We start from the raw sequence: 18,913 nt of genomic DNA, 5'->3' as shown, positions 1-18,913 counted from the left end.
TCCTTTTTAGAAAAAGAAACGTAACAAAATAATCACAATCACTCCTGTTAATACTGTACCTAATAAACTACGAGTATATATCGCTACAAGAAATGTTGGAATTGCTGCAATAAGATAATCCCACTGTATCGTCTCATGCATAAATAAAACTTGTGCTAAAAGCGCTGCTAATATCGCAATTGGTATGTAATTTAACCATTTTAAACCCCAGTCTGGAATTTGTAGTTTACTAAATACGAGTAGAGGTAAAATACGTGGCACGAGTGTGACAGCTCCTGCTGCTAGTAAAAGTAATAATACGTCTAATCTCATTTCCATTTTTCAATCACCACTCCAATCGTCGCAGCTAGTAAGGTTGCGATAATAACCGCTATACTATCTGGCATAATTAAGTGTGAAACGTATGCAAGTATAATCGCTACAATTGCAACACTTAAATGAATTGCTAGCTTTGGTTTACTACTTATGAGCTGAAGTACAAATAATCCGATAAACATCGCTGGTAATGCATAATCCATCCCGTATGTATGTGGATCTGGTATCCACTCACCAAATAGCCCACCAATAATGGTAGCAAGTATCCAATTTAAATACGCTGTTACGTTAAGCCCAATCATCCATCTTTCACCTAAATATCCTTTTTGCGCTGCGTGCTGCACTGCAACGCCGAAAGTTTCATCTGTAATTTGCGAACCGATGATTAAGTTTTTAAATAGAGGAATTTTCGTAAAGTACGGTGCAAGCGCTGCGCTCATTAATAAATGGCGTAAATTAACAAAAAATACAGTGAAAATAATTGCGGAAGCAGGAGCACCGGCTGCATACATACCAGCTAATATAAATTGGGCAGAACCTGCATAAATTAAAGTGGACATAAATGCAATTTCAATGATAGAAAAACCTGCTGTTTTTGCAATTACACCAGCTGCTATACCGATGCTCAAATAACCAAATACAGTTGGTAAACAATCTTTTACTCCTTGCTGAAATGTATCATCGCTCTGCAAAGCTACATGTGCCTGAGCTTTACTCATCTCTATCATCCTCCATTCCTTCTAAAGTTCGTTTTCCTGTTACGACATGGACTAAATCTATATTTTCACGCCATAACGTATCTAACTTATCAGCTCCAAATTCCTTCGTGATTTCTTCAACCATAATATCGTGCCGCACATACTCTGTAGCAACGAGAACTAGCGCTGGGTCATACGTTGTAACGGCCCATGAAGTGCTATCATTTGAAAAGTTCGCAATTAATACTTCCTCTCCATCACGAGCAATAACAGTTAAATGACCACCCATTCTCTTTTCAACAACGTGAGGCGTCATATAATTATGGTGAAACGTCGCTCCTATTTTTGTTTCTGGAGCTCCAAATAAGATTGAAAATATATGTACGCCTTCCTCTTCCTTTTGATGAATGTATGGCTCAATTTCATGCACTTGATCTTCCCATACAGAAATCCATAACTCTTCCTTAGCTCTACTAATTATATTGCATATCTCTTTTAAAACACGCTCATTTGAGCGAATATGCGAAATTACATCAATCTGTCTTTCTTGTTCTAAATGATTTAATTTCTGGTCTAAAAACTCAAAGGACTTTTCAAAGTCTTTTCGCATTCGATTCATTAATTCCGTAGCTGGTACTGGTACATATTTCACTGGTTCAGAAGGTACAATGTGCACCGCTCCTTTATCCATTAACTTACCGAGTACCTCGTAAATCATAGAACGAGGTACTCCTGTTTGTTTACTCACTTCATAGCCTGTTACTGGGGAATGTTTTAGTAGTCCAATATACGCTTTACATTCATACTGGGAAAATCCTAACTTTTGTAACTCCTTTATAATTTCATCCATCGGTAACCCCTCACAATCTAAATCGCCCTTACTTCAAAACGACGATTTTGCTTCCCTTTACTTTTTACTTTATCAATAACAAGTGTTCCTATTTCACTCGTATTTTTCACATGTGTGCCTCCACAAGCTTGTTCGTCTAAATTTTCAATTGTAACAATGCGGATTTCTTGGATGGTAGTTGGCAGGAGATTTATTGCTGTTTTAATCATTCCTACAGCATTTTCTGCTTCTTCGCGGCTCATATAACGAGTGGAAATTTCTTTATTTTGCTTAATAAGTTTATTCACTTCCTCAACAATTTCTTCTACTTCCACGCTCGATAACTCTTGTAACTCATTAAAATCGATACGTGCTTTATCAGGATAAATTTGATTTCCGGTGCATAGAGCTCCATACTTTTCATAAACAACAGCTCCGATAAGATGCAGTAAAGAGTGATGACGCATTAAATTATGACGTCTTTCCCAATTTATCTCTAATTTAACTGGACCTAATTTTACTTGAGCTTCATCTTTTATATAGTGAACTATTTCTCCTTGCTCCTTCTTTACTTTTTCAACTTCAAATACAGACCCATCTTGTACAATGACACCCGTATCACATTCTTGCCCTCCACCAGTTGGATAAAAAACTGTTTCCTTTACAAATACTTTATTCCCTTCTACTTTTATCACTTCTGTTTCGCAACTCGTTTTGTATGCATCTTCTAAATATAATGCCGTTGTCATACTCTCACCTCTTTAGTAGTTATAGTTATACCTACTAATATAAAAAAGAAGCTCCTTAAAGTCAAATGATAATTCTGAAATTTAAAATTAATAAAAGACTCCTTTATTAGGAGTCCACTATCTCAATATTTCATTCGCTTCTTTTTCATAAATTTTATCAAATGAAGTCATAACGCGCTGTGATGCTTGAATCATCTTTTGATCTGTCATAAGATCTGCCATCTCTTTCGTCATATCTACATTTGAATTTTCTAGCATATGATTTTTTACTATTCCTGTTCCGTTCGGTAAATTAGCAATGTTTCCTTCTGCTAATGTAAAGCTTTTATTTTCACGTTGTACGAGACGTGCATTCGTTTCTGCATCTACTGTTTTTGTTTGTAACTGTGCAATTACTATTCTCTTAATATCTGGTTTTTGCAAAGTTCCATCGTTAACTTCTCTATAAATTTCTCCATTATTAGATACGAAGAATTCAACATTTTCAGGAATACGAATCCGCTCATTATTGACATCCATAACATAAGCACCTGAAGATGTTTGTAAATATCGATCACTATTTAATGTGAAACTACCATCTCTCGTTAAAAACGTTTCATCATTTTTAGAAGTAACAAAAAATGATGTTGTGCCGGCCGCGCCGTCATCTAAAAAGAAATCTGTAGCGCTATTTGTCATTTGTATATTTCCTTGTACTAAATTTACATGCGTTGCAGCTGGTACTACAGCGTAATCGACCGAACCGATATTTGTTACCGCCCCATCTCCGCGGCGATATGTGTCTTGTACATCAAATACTTTAGACGTCATATTTTCTGCTTTAAATCCTGTCGTTTGAGCATTTGCAACGTTATTCGAATGAACATTAATGCGCTGCATGTAATTCATCATGCCCATAGAACCTATATAAAGACCGTTCATATTCGTTTGAATAAGGCAAGCGCCTTATTCTTCACCTCTTTTCTACGATGTTTGTAACATTTGTTTTGCTAAATGTTCAGCTGTAGCGATATGTATATTTTTCTTTATGTCTTGGCCATCTGTCATTAATACAATAGGAGCTGATGATACTGCTGGAATTTTCAACAATTCGCCACTACTTGCTGTTTCATCAAATTTCGTAAACACAATACCATCTATATGAATATCTTTAAAGTTTGTAATAATTTCAATCATATCTTTACTTTTCATTGAAGCTGATAACGTTAAACAAATATAATCTGGTTCTACTTGTCCCATCGTTTCAATCATTTCTTCCACTGTTTCTGACGTACGATAATTTTTCCCTGCTGTATCAATTAAAATATAATCGACGCGTGCTTCTTCTTTAAAATACGTAAGCGCTCTTGTCATTGCAGCTTCATCACGTACAGCAATTACTTCCGATCCAATTGTCTTTACGTTATCTTGCAATTGCTGCACTGTCCCTATGCGCGAATGATCTGTCGTTATAAAACCAACTGTTTTGTTCTTACCGTGAAATTGCCATGCCATTTTCGCCAGTGTCGTCGTTTTACCAACGCCAGTTGGACCGATTAATGCAATTGTTTGTACTTCTTTTTCAAAGACGTTTTCCGTATTGAAATGAGATTTCATATCTTCCAATATGTACCTGATAACTTCTTCTTCCGTAATCATCGTTGCATTTTCAAACTTTATTTTTAACTTTTCAGCATATGCATGAATGAAATATTGTTCCACATCGTTTTGTTCTAGCATCCGAATTACTTTTTGAATAATAAACGGTACAGATTCTTGGTTTTCTTTCTTTGTAACCACTTCTTCTTTCTTTAGTGGAACGACTTGTTTCACAACTTTTTTCTTTTTCGTTACTTCCGTTTCTTTCGTCTGTTTCACCACGACAATTCCTTTTTCAAACAGCTTTAATAGTTTCTCTTTTTTTCTTGCCCATTCTTCACTATTTCCTGTTTGCATCGCCGCGTATGACATAGGAGTCGTTACATTTTCTAAATTGTGCAGTACTGATTGAATTCCATTCGCCTTCACAATTTGTTCTGAAGGATCATTCACAACATCCATTAACTGTTCATGAAATTGAGCTGTACCTTCATTCACTTCTTCCTGTTTTTCTTCTGGAAAAGCAACTAACATTTCATAATCCTTTTTCCAAAAAAACGGTATATTTCGTTTTACACTTTCATCGACAACGTAATAATAATCTGTACCATATTGGTCAAATAATTTTCGATACAATTCATTTTTCGAAGCTGCTTTTATTCGCATTAACGCTTCTTTCTTTTCTGTACTTTCCATTACTTCACCCCCTACTATTCAATATAGGCAATTTGATCCACAACAATTTCTGGTGCTAATTCGCTAATACAAAGTACTTGTGCTTCCACTTGATAACGTTCTAGCAGTCTTACAATCGCAAATCTAAAATCTTTTCTACGTGTTAATAACACTGGTTCTCTTCCCATTAAACGTGCTTGTTTAAAGACGCGCTGCACTTGCTCAACGACACGTGTTTCTAAATCTAAATCCCAGTTTAATAAGTAACCTTGATATGAATTATTCACAACATCCGCATCTAACTCAATTGAATCAGAGAAGAGCGCTGCATATATTTTTCCGTCTGGATTTTTCGCATTTTCACAAATAACTTTTGAAATACATTCACGAACAAATGATGTCACACCGTCAACGTGGTTTTGATAAATTTCTTTGCCGTCAATAATACCTTCAATAATTGTTGGTAAATCACGAATAGAAATACCTTCTTTTAGAAGTTGTTTAATAACATTTTGAACGAGTGATAAATCAATTTCTTTCTTCTTAATCTCTTCTAATAGAACGCCATTATCATTTTCAAGCGAGTTAATTAAGTCTTTTACATGTTGGCGCTGAATTAATTCGTGAAGATTACGTCTAACGACAACATCTAAATGTGTAATTAATATGCTAAGTGGCTCTAACACTTGATAGCCTTTCATTTGTGCATCTTGCACCATATGCTCTAAAATCCAATATCCATCTTCACCGAAAATTGGATCTTTCGCTGGCTCTGCATCTAAATCAGCCATTACATTCGGTGTTTTCAGTGCTAATAAATAACCTGATTTTAAAACACCTTCAGCCGCCTTCGCACCTTTAATTCGAATAATGTAACGTCCTCGTGGTCTAAAGCTCGTATTATCTTTAAAGTTAATTCCAGGAACGTTAATACCGAGGTCAGTAATAATCGACTTCCTCATAAGAACAACTTTATCACGAGCTGTTTCCCCGTTAATTTTCTGCTTTACAAGTGCTGCTAAATCTAAACCGAGTTCTACTATAATTGGATATTTATCCGTAAATACTCCAAATGAATCTTCCACTTGTTGCAGTTGCTCATCTTCGCCTTGAATCATTTCTAATTCTTTTTGAAGCTCGTCTTCTTTTTCTTTCTTTATTCGATTTTTATTACGAATGCCCAAGAAGATAATCGTTCCGCCAACGAGTGCGAATGGTAGAAACGGTAGCGGAGTAAAAATACCCATTGCGATAAACAAACCACCGAGCGCATATACAACAACTTCATGTGCTAATAACTCTTTAAAGATTCCTTCCGTTACCGTATCCGGTGAACCATCAAATACACGCGTTACGATAATACCTGTTGAAATCGCAAGCATTAACGAACCGATTTGGTTTACGATTCCGTCACCGACAGTTAACTGTGTATAATGAAGAGCCGCATCCGCAAAGCTCATCCCTTGCTGCATCATTCCGACAATTAAACCGAAAATAATGTTTACGAATAAAATGACAATCCCGAAAATAACATCCCCTTTAATGAACTTCCCGGCACCATCCATCGCTCCGTAAAACTCTGTTTCCATATTTAATTTTTTTCGTTTTGCTTGTGCATCTTTTTCTGAAATAATACGCTGGTTTAAATCAGCATCGATAGACATTTGTTTCCCTGGTAAAGAATCAAGTGTAAAACGAGCTGCTACTTCAGCTGTACGCGATGCACCGTTTGCAACGATAAACTGAAATATGATTAATACTGTAAAAATAACGATACCAATTAATAAGTTTCCGCCAATTACGAACTGACCGAACTCTTCAATAACATGTCCTGCATTTCCATCTGTCAAAATCGCTCGCGTCGTCGAAACGTTAATCGATACGCGGAAAATCCCGATTAATAACAACATCGTTGGAAATGACTTTAATTCATCCCACTCGTTAATACTTGTCGCTCGCATATAAATAAGCACTGACATACTTAGTAGAAAAACGATAATAATATCAAGTATAAATGGTGGAAGTGGAATTAAGAGCGCCACTACGAATGACGCTGCTAAAAAGATAGAAAAATAGGTTCTTGCAGAATCTATCTTAAACAAAGAGATCTCCTCCAAACGCGCTATTATACTTCAAGTTCATTCGTCTGAATTAAATAGCGCATAACTTCAATTACAGCTACATATAAATCTTCTGGAATCGTCTCATCTTCCTCGACTTGATAATATAAAGAACGAGCAAGCGGACGATTTTCCACCATTGGTATTTCTTGTTCACGGGCAAGCGTTCGTATATATAACGCGAGCTCATCTTCCCCTTTTGCAACGACAATTGGTGCTGCATCAACGTGTTTATTGTAACGAAGTACGACCGAAATATGAGTCGGGTTGTTTACAATAAACGTTGCGCCATCCATCTTCTTCGCAATTGTTCCTTGCAAGATTGCATGCATAAAGTTTTTTCGTTTCCCTTTTACTTGCGGGTCACCTTCATTATCTTTATGCTCTTGTTTCACTTCTTCTTTTTTCATCTTAATATCTTGTTCGTACTCCCATTTTTGATAAATAAAATCAATAATAGAAAGAACGATTAAAATAATTAAAATTGCTAAGAAAATAAATTTAATTTCCCTAATAATTTCAGTAAGTGATGCAGTCCAGTTAAATCCAATCATACTGACAATTTTCTCTAAATTCTTTTTAAAGAGAACGTAAGCGACGTAACCGATTAATCCCATATAAAATAGTGATTTCAAAATATCTACTAAACTTTTACGACTAAACAGTCTCGTAAAATAGTTTTTCGGATTAATACGTGACGCTTTCGGTTTAATGACTTTAGAAGAAAATAGGAAGCCGACTTGAATCATATAATTGAATAAATGAAAAGCGTATACGAGTATTAATATCGGAGCCGATACTTTCAGTAATAAAATCCCCATTAAATAAAAATACTCGGTTGAATCTGTATTTTTTCCAATTTGATCAAACAGCACCGCTACGGAATTTGCAATCTCATACCCTAGCCAATCTCCGAAGAAATAAACGACAACTGCTAATACGAGAATGGAAAATAAATTATTTAAATCTTTACTCCGGGCAATATTCCCTTCTTCACGCGATTTTTTACGCTTCTGCGGGGTGGCCTTTTCTGTTTTATTATCCTTTGCCATGCGCGTCCCCCTACTTCGTTAAGAAAAAGTTAAATAGTTTCGTATATTCTTCAAGTAATACATCCGTCATATTTTTAAACACATAACCGAGCATCGGTACACTCATCGCAATAAACAAAATACCACATGTAATTTTAATTACGTATGCATTCATAAAAACGTTTAATTGCGGAGCGTTTTTTGCAATTAAAATTAGAACAAAGTTAATGATGAATAAACTTCCCATAAGCGGCAGAGCAATTTCAACCGCTGATGTGATCGCAAATAATAGCGTTGCGAGTAGACTATCTAAGAAACTAGTCGTCAACAATTTTGAAATCGCCTCTGTATATTGAAACGACTTTAAAATCGTGGCAACGAAATAATTAATGCCGCCAAGTGAAATAAAAATAATGAGAAAAAATATATCAAAAATGGTTGATAGTAAAGTAGACTGTGAGCCCGCATTTACATCAAACAAACTTGCTTGTGATAAACCGATATCAAAGTCTAAAATATGCCCAGCCATTTTCGGAATGTTCCACAGCATTTCTACGATTTTTGAAAGTGATAATCCAATTACAATTTGCGTTCCTGCATAAGCTGCAACGTCCCAAACTGTCTTGATGTGAGAGACATCCACTTGATCGGCCACTGTAATTGAAAGGGCAAGTCCAAATGTAACCTTTGCCATCGCCGGAATTGATCGACCTGAGAAAAACGGTAAAAAATATAAAAATGAAGTAATGCGACAAAACGCAAAAAACGTCGCCGCCCATAATTCCATATTCATTTCAGTTCACCTATCTTAGTACGAACGCAATAGCGATGGGATTTTATCAAATAAATCTAAAATAAGCATCGTTAACTCTTGGAACATCCACGGACCTAAAATGATAATAACGAGCACAATACTCGCCATTTTCGGTAAAAACGTCAGCGTTTGCTCTTGAATTTGCATCATTGCCATAATAACCGCGATAATAATAACGACAATCAGACTTACAACGGCAATCGGCATTAAAATCATAACCCCTTTATAAAAAAAGGTTTGGAAAATATCTATAATTGGTGACGTATTCATTTATATGACTCCTATCACATAGCATCAAGCGCTTCAGGCGACCGTCTTAAACATAATATCGACGATTTTTGTATATCCACCTAAATATACGAAAACGAGTATTTTAAACGGTAAACTTAAAATCATCGGCGGTACCATCATCATCCCGAGGTACATTAAAAGTGTACTAATAATCAAATCTATAAATACAAACGCTAAATAAATGAACATCCCTGTTAGTAAACCTTTTTGAATTTGCGTTAACGTAAAGGATGGTACGAGTGTAAATAAGGAAAGATCTTTCAAATCTTTCGGCAACTCTTCTCCGCGTACTTTCAGCATCATTTTCAAATCATGCTTATACGTATGCTTTGACATATATTCTTTCATAATAGGAGCTGTCGTTTCCGCAGCTTGACTTACTGTTATTTTCTCTTTCGTCATCGGATCCCACACATCGCTCTTCAGTTGCCCGAGTACAGGCTGCATCGTAAAGAGTGATAAAAATAATGCAAGTCCAACAAGCACTTGGTTTGGTGGTAAATTCATTACCCCAAGTCCTTGACGTGTAATCCCAAGAACGATCATAAAATAAGTAAAATGTGTAAATAATAGAACGATAGAAGAAGATAATGATAAAAGGGTAACGAGCGCAAATAGTTGTACACTTGAATTACTCGTAAACTCTTTTCCATTTTCGAAATTAATAAAACCGTTCGGGGCCGCATACGCTGGATTTACAAAAATAATTGAAAAAACGATAGAAAATACGAAAATAACGGCTAATAATGATAACTGTTTCTTTATTCTCATGATGGATCCTCTACTTTTTTCGTTTCAGTCTTCACCGCGTCTTCTAGTGCTTGTTGAAACTGATTTCCTGTTCCGGTTAATTGCACAGACTGTACACCGTTATTACTAATAACAGTGAACACTTGCTTTCCGTCCACTTCAAATAAAAAGGCACTCGTTTGATGATTTAAATACACGCCGTCTTTTACTTGAATATGGCCATTTTCACCCTGCTTAAAAAACTGCTGTTTGCGCGTCTTTTTCGTCATATAATATGCACCGTAACCGAGCGCACCAAACAGTAAAACGACTTGAAATAAGGTCGTCATATACGACATATGACTCCTCCTCTACTCTTTATCTTGCATTTGACTTTGCGCTTTCATAAGCGCCGCTTGTTTCTTATCAGCTTCAATTTCAGAAATGATAATACCGAATTTCTCGTCCATTACGATTGCTTCACCGATGCCGACTTTCATATTACTTAAATACACATCTACTTTATGTCCTAAGTTTTTCTCTACTTCAAGAACATCGCCAACTTTTAACTGCTTTACATCACCAAGCGTAATAGATGACTTTCCAAGCTTTACACCAAGTTCAATCGAAATATCTGAAACAGTATCAATATGTGCTTTGCCTGCTTCATTTCGCTTTCCTGCAAAATCTTCTAATCCCATTAATGACACAGGAGATACTTCATGCTTCATATGGATCCTCCTACTCTACAAAACTTTTAAATAGGAGCGCCTTACGCGTTCCGTCTTTTCCAATAAAACAATTAAATTTATGCTTTCCATCTACATAACCAAGTAATTCATCCGAAACTTTCGTATGAAGCGGAATAATATCGCCTTCTTCAATTTGTTCAATCTCACTCATTGTCATTTTCTGCTCACCAATTGCAACGTGAACAGGTTTGTACACTTGATTTACTTTCACTTCCACTTCAGACGTATACTTCCTACGTTTATCCGAAGAATGTTCGACAATATTTTCAGACGTTAACTTATCCATAATTTCTTCAACAGATAAGAACGGAATCCCGATACGCACCGTCGTATTCCAAAAATCTGTTTTCATATTTACATTAAGTAATGAAATGATATCGCTCGCTGTCGTAATCTTTAATGCATTCGGATCTGTTTCCGTCGTTACAAATTTCGGTTCAATCGCAACAACACTTTCAAATGATTGCTCTAAATTTTTACAAAGAAGCAAGAATATATTATCAAGCGTTAAAAACTCAAATGCTGTTAACGGTCTACGCATCGTAAAGTTACGCTTACTATCTCCGCCAAGCCAACATTCATGAATATAAATAACGAATGCTAAATCAATCTCAATAACAATTTCTCCAAGCTCTGGTAAACCGAGATCAATTACACAATATAAATAATAATCTTTCGGCATTTTCTCCACATACTCACTCGTAAATGGAACTTGCTCAACCGTTGAAGGCTCTAGTTCAATTGGAATACGCATACGCGCTGATAACGTCTGTGACGTCTGTTTCCCAAACGTAGAAGCAATCGCTTGCAAACTACGTAAATGCTCAACACCGAACTTCTCTGGTCTATTAAAATCATACTCTTGAAATTTCTCTTGCTTTCCTGCTTCTTGTGCGAAAGCTGGCATTTCCTCGCCTTCATTTACCGCCTTCAGCAGGGCATCAATTTGCTCTTGGCTTAATTTTTCGCCACTCATGACAATCCCCTTCCCTACCTTTTCAATTCAACGATTTCAACGTACATCTTTCCATTCTTCGTCAAAATCTTTCCGGTTCCAATCTCTTCATTCTCAAGCATAAGACGCACCGTATTTTTCGTTGAATTTTCAAGACGATACAATGTACCTTTCGTAATATGAAGCAGATCTTCAATTTTCTTTTTCGTATTTCCGATTTCAAAATAAATTGTTAACGGAATATCATCTTGTAATTTCAAATCTAGCCAACTCCCATATCATGTTCACGAAAATTTCATGTTCTCTCTATATATGAAACTTCTTATTTTGAAACGTCGATATTTAATATTTTTTTAATATATCCTTGCGTTTCTTTAAATGGCGGTACGCCTCCATACTTCCTCACATTCCCAGGACCAGCATTATAAGAAGCAAGCGCCAATACTAAGTCGCCGTTATTTTTCTTTAAATAACCGCTTAACTCTTTTACGCCACCTTCAATACTTTCAGCTGGTGAAAATGGATTCTTCACACCCATCTCCTTCACATTCGCTGGCATAAGCTGCATAAGACCCATCGCACCTGCATGTGACACCGTTTTCGGATTAAAATTAGACTCTACTTCAATCATTTTTTGAATTAACGTTTTCGGAATTCCGTATGTACGACTTACACGATCAATAATATCCTCATACTTCCCTTCATTGGAAGAACGTATTTTTTGAATATTATACTTCTTCGTTAATCCCCACGTATCAACAGCCTCATTTTTCGTTTCTGGGAAACGTCGTTCAAACTCTTTTTGCGCAACTTGCACTTCATCTGCTTTCTTCGTTTCAGCCTTTTCTTCAGGCTTACTCGCTTCCTCTACTTTATTAATAGTTTCTGCCGTTTTATTAACAACCGCTTCTATTTTCGTAGATTGTACCGGCTGACTCATATCTTCTACTTTTGCCGGCTGCGTAGTAGCCTTGGTCTCCTTCGCAGGTTCACTCTGCAACTTCTCTTGAAAACGACTACTAACGAATGCTTGTGGACTACTTAGCTTTTGCTGAATTTGCCCTTTCTTATATGCAAGCACTTCTTTTACTATATTTCCAACTATCATAATATCACCTTTTCGGTAAACAAAGATAATCTAATATTAGAGTTTTTTTTTAAAGTTTGCAATAATCCTTTTAATAATTATGTAATAAAAAAATGAATATATTGTTAAACTGTTATTTTTTTATATTTATTAATTCGAATTTTTAGTTGACACCCGTTGTGGCAAGGATTACAATAAATCTCGAAATTGATTTTTTCGCATATTACCGTTTTTCAATTTGCAGAAAAGTCAATATAAAAAAATGGGGGTTTCTTAACATGAGAATTAATACAAACATTAACAGCATGCGTACACAAGAGTACATGCGCCAAAACCAAACAAAAATGAGCAATGCTATGGACCGTTTATCAAGTGGTAAACGTATTAACAACGCTTCTGACGATGCAGCAGGTCTTGCAATTGCAACTCGTATGCGTTCACGTGAAGGTGGCTTAAACGTTGCAGCTCGTAATACAGAAGACGGCATGTCTTTAATTCGTACAGCTGACTCAGCTTTAAACTCTGTATCAAACATCTTACTTCGTATGCGTGACCTTGCAAACCAATCTGCAAGTGAGACTAATACTAGTAAAAACCAAGCTGCAATGCAAAAAGAATTTGATCAATTAAAAGAACAAATTCAATACATTGCGGACAACACTGAGTTTAACGACAAAAAATTATTAGACGGATCTAATAGTACTATTAATATCCAAACTCTTGACTCACATGATAAAAATAAACAAATTACAATTTCACTTGATTCTGCATCACTTAAAAACTTAGATATTACAGATTTAGCCATTGGCTCAAACACAGTTAACAAAAATGATCTTGATACACTTAATAATTCTATGAAACGACTAGAAACTGCTGCTGCAGATGCAGCTGTACAAGCTCAAGACGTTACAGATGCAAAAAATGCTTTTAATAAAGTCAAATCAGGTTATACACCAGCAGAAGTAGAGAAAATGGAAGATGCTTTCAAAGCTTATGATAAAGTAGTAGCTGATCCAGCTAAAACTGATGCTCTTCTTAAAGCTGCTGCAGAAAAGATTAATACAGAATTTAAAACACTAACAGCACCTACGGCAACAGCATTCGATCCATCTTCTTCTGTTGAAAAAATCGATAAAGCAATAGAAACAATTGCTTCTAGCCGTGCTACTTTAGGTGCTACATTAAACCGCCTTGACTTTAACGTAACAAACCTTAAAAGCCAAGAAAACTCTATGGCAGCTTCTGCTTCTCAAATCGAAGACGCTGACATGGCGAAAGAAATGTCTGAAATGACTAAGTTCAAAATCTTGAACGAAGCTGGAATCAGCATGCTTTCTCAAGCAAACCAAACTCCACAAATGGTTTCTAAATTATTACAATAAGCCATTTGAGTTAGTTTCCTGAATAAACCTCTCTGCTTGCGGAGAGGTTTATTTTTTATAAAAACTTCTTTTTTTGATGGAAGAGAGCATCTGCAGTGCATAGAAGCGGTTAGTGCTTATCTTGATCCCCTCTTATGCTAAAACACAAATAGCAAATAAGCATAAGCCTTTTTATCTTTTCATGACCTTTTATTAGCTTTAGAACACTGACTATATCAATCTATAAGGAGTGTCTATTATGCGTATTGGTACGAATGTTTTGAGTATGAATGCTAGGCAGTCGTTGTATGAGAATGAGAAGCGTATGAATGTTGCGATGGAGCATTTGGCGACTGGTAAGAAGTTGAACAACACTTCTGATAATCCCGCTAATATTGCAATTGTGACTCGTATGCATGCGAGAGCGAGTGGCATGCGTGTGGCGATTCGTAATAATGAGGATGCGATATCGATGCTTCGCACGGCGGAAGCTGCCCTTCAAACTGTGACAAATATTTTACAGCGTATGCGTGATTTAGCCGTTCAATCTGCGAACGTTACAAATTCAAATAAAAACCGTCATTCACTGAATAAAGAGTTTCAGTCTTTAACAGAACAAATTGGCTATATTGGCGAGACGAATGAGTTTAATGATTTATCTGTATTTGACGTTCAAAACCGCCCTATTACATTAGACGATATCGATCATACGATAAATATGCCGAAACATATTCCCCCTTCCCCTACACAACACGACATCAGGATTTCAACAGAACAAGAAGCCAGAGCGGCGCTCCTTAAAATTGAAGAGGCTTTGCAAAATGTATCACTTCACCGTGCCGACCTTGGCTCTATTATAAATCGTTTACAGTTCAATATTGAAAATTTAAATAGCCAAAGCATGGCGTTAACAGATGCTGCATCTCGAATCGAAGATGCAGACATGGCGCAGGAGATGAGTGATTTTTTAAAGTTCAAATTATTAACTGAAGTTGCAATTAGTATGGTTTCACAAGCGAACCAAATTCCGCAAATAGTCTCTAAACTACTACAATCGTAAAAGTTCATCTTCCATCTTTGGAACGATTCCATACAAAATAAAAGGGAAATACATATAAACTATGTATCTCCCTTTTATTTTGTACCCAAATTTTATTACTGTGTTACAGTCATAACTTGTCCGCTACGATCAACCATAATTTTCATTTTACCGTCTTGTGCATTATATAGCCCTAGTTTATGTAATTCCATTTTACAATCTTGTACGAAAGTTGGTAATTTACGAATTTGATCGATATCAGAACTTGTAATGAAATGGATTAAAAGCTGCGTCATACCTTTAATATCTTGTACAAGCTCTTCTTTCTCTCGTTTTAGCCTTTCATTTTCTAGTTGTAACGACTGCAATTCACCTTCTAGACTACGTGTATTCTTTGCTTCTCTAGAACGCCCTGCTGCCATGCTAGAAAGCTTATAAATACCTTCCATAAACTGATGTAGTTCGTCTTCTTTCCTTTCACTACATTGATTAATTGTTTCAAAGTTATCAACGATACCAGATATAACTGTTACAAGATTTTTTTCATCCTCTTTATGCTGGATTTCTTCTTTTAATTCGTACTCGTTTTCTTGTTTTCTTGCAACGATTGTCTCTTTTACTGGTATATATTTCCGCTTTCGTCCTGGTTTTTGTTTTTCAATATTTTCAAACGTTATTTCACGTTTTTTTAATTTATAATACGTATTTTGCAATTGACTTTCTGTTTTTGGAAAAAGATTTAGTTCATTTTTACTTACGTATTTTGAAATATTTAAAATGTTTAACCCGTGACGTTGACAAAATTGATACACTTCATACAGTAGCTCTAGTTCAGACTTCAGCCATGTAATTGCTGATTTTTCATATGCTCGCATCCCGCCATTTTTTTCTATATCTATTTGAAATAATACCATTCTATTATGTAAATCAACTAACTCTTCATACTTTACTTGGAATTCTTTTTCTATTTTTTTAAATTCCACCTCTAGTTGCATATCGTTCATTTTATTATTTGACATGTTTTGTAAAAGACCTAATACATTAATTGCTGTGTGATGATACATAATCTGTGCCACTCCCCCTCATCCTTTCACAATTCTCATCTGACTCCCATGTCTTTTAAGAAAATAGCATTTTTTACATATCCATATTATAACAGTTCGAAATTATCTGTCAAATAATAAACATACAAAAATGTATAGAAAGTATAAAAATTTGGAAAATGTTTTTTTATTAATATGCAAAATTGCATATTAATTACATTTAATTATATTATATGGTATTTTGAATGTTTTTTCACCGAAAAAATTTGCGTTACCACGAAATATTACTAAAATAACAATCGAAAATACGTTCTCTTATATTTTTAAATCAAAAATCTCTAAATAAAGATTATTCACACATACAGCGACAAACACCCAAGAAACCTTTCATTTTTCTACCAGCTTAAAGTATAGAATACTAAAAAGGAATTAGCCATATGTAGCATTGGCTAATTCCTTCCTCTCTCTAACAGAATAGAGTTATAAACCCAGTCTTCAAATCCTCAATCAAAGTCTCACTTCTTCTTACCTAAAACTACTTCATACCTCTGAACTCACATCGCATGAGACTCTATTAAGCACTGAAAACTTCCTTACATAAGTAGTTCCTCTATTCCTACTAAATAGAAAAATGTTATACACCAGCTCTTCTAGTTACCTATATCTCAACATCGCATAGGGCTCTATTAAGCACTGACCGCTCAACACTTGGCTAGAGCTTCTATTCCGGCTAAATAGAAACTTTTAAAGTACTAACTTATCAACTAAACCAATTAGCTCTTGAATATCTGGCTTACTTACTTGAGCATTTGCTCCTACAGCTTCACCTTTATGGAATAATTCATTTGTAATTAATGAAGAGAAAATAATGACTGGTAAACGATTCATTACTTCACTATCCTTAACCACTTTCGTTAAATGATGTCCATCCATTTTTGGCATTTCAATATCCGTAATTAGCAAGTGAATATGCTCAAACATTTTTTCGCCTTGCTCTTTCGCTAATTTTTCAATTTGCGCTAACGCTTCTGCACCATTGCTGAAGAAGTTCATTTTTGTATATCCAGCTGATGATAATGTTTCTTCTAATATTTGGCGAAGCATCGCTGAATCTTCTGCAATGTAAATTACTTTTTCAGCTCGATCTGTTTTTTGTTCTAATCCTGCAATTGATTTATTGTCATAACCAGTGCCGCTAATTTCACATACAATTTTTTCATAATCTAATAGTAAGATGATTTTTCCATCTAGTTTTACAATACCAGATGTCGTTTCTTCTAATCCCATAGATAATGAAGCTGGTTCATCAATTTGTTCCCACGAAATACGTTGAATACGATGCACTTCATCAACGCGGAAAATAACTTTCATTTGGTTTAATTCTGAGATGATAAATTTCGTTTGATCAAGTGGCTTTGTTGACTTTAAATTAAGAGCCATTGCCAAGTTAATAACAGGTAAAATTTCACCACGTACTTGAACAACACCTTCAACTGCATGATGAGATTCTGGCACAGTTGTAACAGGGAATGGATTAATGATTTCACGTACTTTCATTACATTAATACTAAATAGGTTTTCACCAACAGTGTACGTAACAATCTCTAATTCATTTGTTCCGCTTTCTAATAAAATACTTTGTGCTTGTGACATAAAGGTGTCGCTCCCCTTCCATTAATTCCGTATATCTAATTATTAAGCTTTATAAAAGAGAAAAAGTCAACTACCTATATAAAAAATATAGATAGTCGAACGATTCATTTTATTAAAAAACAATTAATCTTGTATAAACGAAGCAAGTGCCTCTAATAAAACTTCTTGTGCACCTACAATTTCCGTCGGCATTGCTTCCCATTTTTTCGAAAGCTCTGTCTCTACTCTTATTCTCAGTTCAGAATTCATTTCTGCTAGCACATATTCTTTCGTTGCTATATCAACATCAAGTAGCGCGAGTGCATATAATTCCGGGTCATTTATTTTTTCGAATAATCGCTTTAATACTACCGGTGCTATATGTTTTAATTTTTCAATATGAATTTCCTTATCCGAAAATAGTAACTCATATTGAATAAACGTAACATTTTCTTTAATCACTTTAAAATAACAATTATTTTTTTTATCATTCACAAAATAACCGTTTGGATCTGCGATAATACTTTCTACTTTACGAATTAAATCTGGCAAACTATTCGCCGCCATTACAGTCCGCTGCTCAACCTCACTCGGCGAAATGAATGTAACGCGATACTTATTTTGCGCCATCCTCCTCACCTCTCCTTTTATAGATATTCAGTCTAATTGTATACTACAACTACCTTAAATTAACTTAAAACTCTTTTATATTACCACTTCTTACACTACCATACTACTCTAGTAACTCTACATATCTCTGGTCTTACACATCGGTCGGGACCTATTAGGCACTAACCGCTCCAAAACATCGCCAGGTCCTCTCTCAAAACCTAAAAAGTGCTTTTAAGAACCTTTCAATAACTCTATGTTATTAAACCAAAACGCTATCTGCTGATCCGTAATATTTGGCAACATAACAAAAAACTCACGACACTTCATCTCATCCTTAAACAGTTGATACTTCCAAACAGTATCGCTACCAACACTTATGAAATAAAACTCATGGATACGGCCAATGATTGCTTGTTTTTCGCCAAATGAATACGGAGGCACTTGCTTAATTTCAAATTGATCTGGTAAATATACATGCTCTTCTCGTTCTATTTTTAATACTTGCTCGGCAAGTTCACGTTTATTTTCGAAAAAAGGCAATTGTAAAATTCGCTCTTGTCTTGTCATACGAATAAAAAACCCTTTCTACTCCATTACATTTTT

Annotated in this window: 22 protein-coding genes; 2 read left to right on the top strand and 20 right to left on the bottom strand. The window is 35.4% G+C overall.

Annotated elements, in window-relative coordinates; all coding sequences use genetic code 11:
- Window positions 1-6: 6 nt before the first annotated feature.
- The 16 genes from ACS2QP_RS09375 to ACS2QP_RS09300 all read right to left on the bottom strand — a co-directional run bounded on the left by ACS2QP_RS09375 (window position 7) and on the right by ACS2QP_RS09300 (window position 12,644).
- Window positions 7-318, bottom strand: coding sequence for an AzlD domain-containing protein (locus ACS2QP_RS09375; protein WP_017672964.1), 312 nt, complete (start codon window positions 316-318; stop codon window positions 7-9).
- Window positions 309-1,034, bottom strand: coding sequence for an AzlC family ABC transporter permease (locus ACS2QP_RS09370; protein ID WP_071739722.1), 726 nt, complete (start codon window positions 1,032-1,034; stop codon window positions 309-311). Before ACS2QP_RS09370 ends, ACS2QP_RS09375 begins: the two co-directional genes overlap by 10 nt.
- Window positions 1,027-1,863, bottom strand: coding sequence for a TrmB family transcriptional regulator (locus ACS2QP_RS09365; RefSeq protein WP_438882351.1), 837 nt, complete (start codon window positions 1,861-1,863; stop codon window positions 1,027-1,029). Before ACS2QP_RS09365 ends, ACS2QP_RS09370 begins: the two co-directional genes overlap by 8 nt.
- Window positions 1,864-1,880: 17 nt before the next feature.
- Window positions 1,881-2,591, bottom strand: coding sequence for an alanyl-tRNA editing protein (locus ACS2QP_RS09360; protein ID WP_000205380.1), 711 nt, complete (start codon window positions 2,589-2,591; stop codon window positions 1,881-1,883).
- A 117-nt stretch (window positions 2,592-2,708) separates the two neighbouring features.
- Window positions 2,709-3,512 (bottom strand): flagellar basal-body rod protein FlgG, encoded by an 804-nt coding sequence (locus ACS2QP_RS09355; RefSeq protein ID WP_001013939.1) that lies wholly within the window; start codon window positions 3,510-3,512, stop codon window positions 2,709-2,711.
- A gap of 42 nt (window positions 3,513-3,554) precedes the next feature.
- Window positions 3,555-4,865 carry a flagellar biosynthesis protein FlhF gene (gene flhF, locus ACS2QP_RS09350; protein WP_000446167.1) on the bottom strand — a complete coding sequence of 437 codons (1,311 nt, stop codon included), beginning with the start codon at window positions 4,863-4,865 and terminating at the stop codon, window positions 3,555-3,557.
- 14 nt (window positions 4,866-4,879) lie between these two features.
- Entirely contained in the window at window positions 4,880-6,946 is a 2,067-nt protein-coding gene (gene flhA / locus ACS2QP_RS09345) for a flagellar biosynthesis protein FlhA (RefSeq protein WP_074594612.1), read from the bottom strand.
- A 23-nt stretch (window positions 6,947-6,969) separates the two neighbouring features.
- Window positions 6,970-8,016 carry a flagellar type III secretion system protein FlhB gene (flhB, locus tag ACS2QP_RS09340; protein WP_001030111.1) on the bottom strand — a complete coding sequence of 349 codons (1,047 nt, stop codon included), beginning with the start codon at window positions 8,014-8,016 and terminating at the stop codon, window positions 6,970-6,972.
- 10 nt (window positions 8,017-8,026) lie between these two features.
- Window positions 8,027-8,788, bottom strand: a complete 762-nt coding sequence (locus tag ACS2QP_RS09335; protein WP_001055697.1) for a flagellar biosynthetic protein FliR — start codon at window positions 8,786-8,788, stop codon at window positions 8,027-8,029.
- A gap of 15 nt (window positions 8,789-8,803) precedes the next feature.
- Window positions 8,804-9,079: a flagellar biosynthetic protein FliQ gene (locus ACS2QP_RS09330; protein ID WP_001098080.1), complete on the bottom strand. Its 276-nt coding sequence runs from the start codon at window positions 9,077-9,079 to the stop codon at window positions 8,804-8,806.
- 33 nt (window positions 9,080-9,112) lie between these two features.
- Window positions 9,113-9,871, bottom strand: coding sequence for a flagellar type III secretion system pore protein FliP (locus ACS2QP_RS09325; protein WP_001220582.1), 759 nt, complete (start codon window positions 9,869-9,871; stop codon window positions 9,113-9,115).
- Complete coding sequence (locus tag ACS2QP_RS09320; protein WP_000121178.1) at window positions 9,868-10,188, bottom strand: hypothetical protein; 321 nt, start codon at window positions 10,186-10,188, stop codon at window positions 9,868-9,870. Before ACS2QP_RS09320 ends, ACS2QP_RS09325 begins: the two co-directional genes overlap by 4 nt.
- A gap of 12 nt (window positions 10,189-10,200) precedes the next feature.
- Entirely contained in the window at window positions 10,201-10,560 is a 360-nt protein-coding gene (gene fliN, locus ACS2QP_RS09315; protein WP_000680010.1) for a flagellar motor switch protein FliN, read from the bottom strand.
- Window positions 10,561-10,570: 10 nt separating this feature from the next.
- Window positions 10,571-11,557, bottom strand: coding sequence for a flagellar motor switch protein FliM (gene fliM, locus ACS2QP_RS09310; RefSeq protein ID WP_000012361.1), 987 nt, complete (start codon window positions 11,555-11,557; stop codon window positions 10,571-10,573).
- A 14-nt stretch (window positions 11,558-11,571) separates the two neighbouring features.
- Window positions 11,572-11,796: a flagellar motor switch protein FliN gene (locus ACS2QP_RS09305; protein WP_000775712.1), complete on the bottom strand. Its 225-nt coding sequence runs from the start codon at window positions 11,794-11,796 to the stop codon at window positions 11,572-11,574.
- Window positions 11,797-11,858: 62 nt separating this feature from the next.
- Entirely contained in the window at window positions 11,859-12,644 is a 786-nt protein-coding gene (locus ACS2QP_RS09300) for a lytic transglycosylase domain-containing protein (protein ID WP_438882350.1), read from the bottom strand.
- A gap of 257 nt (window positions 12,645-12,901) precedes the next feature.
- Here ACS2QP_RS09300 and ACS2QP_RS09295 point away from each other — a divergent pair, with 257 nt between their 5' ends.
- Entirely contained in the window at window positions 12,902-14,005 is a 1,104-nt protein-coding gene (locus ACS2QP_RS09295; protein ID WP_001222396.1) for a flagellin N-terminal helical domain-containing protein, read from the top strand.
- A 238-nt stretch (window positions 14,006-14,243) separates the two neighbouring features.
- Window positions 14,244-15,044, top strand: a complete 801-nt coding sequence (locus tag ACS2QP_RS09290) for a flagellin N-terminal helical domain-containing protein (RefSeq protein WP_438882349.1) — start codon at window positions 14,244-14,246, stop codon at window positions 15,042-15,044.
- Between the two features lie 95 nt (window positions 15,045-15,139).
- On the opposite strand, the gene ACS2QP_RS09285 is transcribed toward ACS2QP_RS09290, so the two are convergent.
- From ACS2QP_RS09285 to ACS2QP_RS09270, 4 genes are all read right to left on the bottom strand, one after another.
- Entirely contained in the window at window positions 15,140-16,087 is a 948-nt protein-coding gene (locus ACS2QP_RS09285; RefSeq protein ID WP_438882392.1) for a DNA-binding domain-containing protein, read from the bottom strand.
- A gap of 723 nt (window positions 16,088-16,810) precedes the next feature.
- The gene (locus tag ACS2QP_RS09280; protein ID WP_000075943.1) at window positions 16,811-17,719 is read right to left on the bottom strand and encodes a chemotaxis protein; all 909 of its coding nucleotides are present in this window, start codon (window positions 17,717-17,719) and stop codon (window positions 16,811-16,813) included.
- A 123-nt stretch (window positions 17,720-17,842) separates the two neighbouring features.
- Window positions 17,843-18,328 (bottom strand): hypothetical protein, encoded by a 486-nt coding sequence (locus ACS2QP_RS09275; RefSeq protein WP_000068301.1) that lies wholly within the window; start codon window positions 18,326-18,328, stop codon window positions 17,843-17,845.
- A 213-nt stretch (window positions 18,329-18,541) separates the two neighbouring features.
- Complete coding sequence (locus ACS2QP_RS09270; RefSeq protein ID WP_000198169.1) at window positions 18,542-18,877, bottom strand: DUF3964 family protein; 336 nt, start codon at window positions 18,875-18,877, stop codon at window positions 18,542-18,544.
- Between the last annotated feature and the right edge of the window lie 36 nt (window positions 18,878-18,913).

The organism is Bacillus cereus group sp. Bce019 (assembly GCF_051781745.1).
GTDB lineage: Bacteria > Bacillota > Bacilli > Bacillales > Bacillaceae_G > Bacillus_A > Bacillus_A cereus.
The sequence above is the reverse complement of the archived record's forward strand: the minus strand, read 5'-3'. Positions and strand labels throughout refer to the sequence as shown.

Coding starts and splice junctions, on each gene's coding strand:
- ACS2QP_RS09375 (WP_017672964.1), bottom strand. CDS start 318: ATGGAAATGAGATTAGACGTATTATTACTTTTACTAGCAGCAGGAGCT.
- ACS2QP_RS09370 (WP_071739722.1), bottom strand. CDS start 1,034: ATGAGTAAAGCTCAGGCACATGTAGCTTTGCAGAGCGATGATACATTT.
- ACS2QP_RS09365 (WP_438882351.1), bottom strand. CDS start 1,863: ATGGATGAAATTATAAAGGAGTTACAAAAGTTAGGATTTTCCCAGTAT.
- ACS2QP_RS09360 (WP_000205380.1), bottom strand. CDS start 2,591: ATGACAACGGCATTATATTTAGAAGATGCATACAAAACGAGTTGCGAA.
- ACS2QP_RS09355 (WP_001013939.1), bottom strand. CDS start 3,512: ATGAACGGTCTTTATATAGGTTCTATGGGCATGATGAATTACATGCAG.
- flhF (WP_000446167.1), bottom strand. CDS start 4,865: ATGGAAAGTACAGAAAAGAAAGAAGCGTTAATGCGAATAAAAGCAGCT.
- flhB (WP_001030111.1), bottom strand. CDS start 8,016: ATGGCAAAGGATAATAAAACAGAAAAGGCCACCCCGCAGAAGCGTAAA.
- ACS2QP_RS09335 (WP_001055697.1), bottom strand. CDS start 8,788: ATGAATATGGAATTATGGGCGGCGACGTTTTTTGCGTTTTGTCGCATT.
- ACS2QP_RS09330 (WP_001098080.1), bottom strand. CDS start 9,079: ATGAATACGTCACCAATTATAGATATTTTCCAAACCTTTTTTTATAAA.
- ACS2QP_RS09325 (WP_001220582.1), bottom strand. CDS start 9,871: ATGAGAATAAAGAAACAGTTATCATTATTAGCCGTTATTTTCGTATTT.
- ACS2QP_RS09320 (WP_000121178.1), bottom strand. CDS start 10,188: ATGTCGTATATGACGACCTTATTTCAAGTCGTTTTACTGTTTGGTGCG.
- fliN (WP_000680010.1), bottom strand. CDS start 10,560: ATGAAGCATGAAGTATCTCCTGTGTCATTAATGGGATTAGAAGATTTT.
- fliM (WP_000012361.1), bottom strand. CDS start 11,557: ATGAGTGGCGAAAAATTAAGCCAAGAGCAAATTGATGCCCTGCTGAAG.
- ACS2QP_RS09300 (WP_438882350.1), bottom strand. CDS start 12,644: ATGATAGTTGGAAATATAGTAAAAGAAGTGCTTGCATATAAGAAAGGG.
- ACS2QP_RS09295 (WP_001222396.1), top strand. CDS start 12,902: ATGAGAATTAATACAAACATTAACAGCATGCGTACACAAGAGTACATG.
- ACS2QP_RS09290 (WP_438882349.1), top strand. CDS start 14,244: ATGCGTATTGGTACGAATGTTTTGAGTATGAATGCTAGGCAGTCGTTG.
- ACS2QP_RS09285 (WP_438882392.1), bottom strand. CDS start 16,087: ATGTATCATCACACAGCAATTAATGTATTAGGTCTTTTACAAAACATG.
- ACS2QP_RS09280 (WP_000075943.1), bottom strand. CDS start 17,719: ATGTCACAAGCACAAAGTATTTTATTAGAAAGCGGAACAAATGAATTA.
- ACS2QP_RS09275 (WP_000068301.1), bottom strand. CDS start 18,328: ATGGCGCAAAATAAGTATCGCGTTACATTCATTTCGCCGAGTGAGGTT.
- ACS2QP_RS09270 (WP_000198169.1), bottom strand. CDS start 18,877: ATGACAAGACAAGAGCGAATTTTACAATTGCCTTTTTTCGAAAATAAA.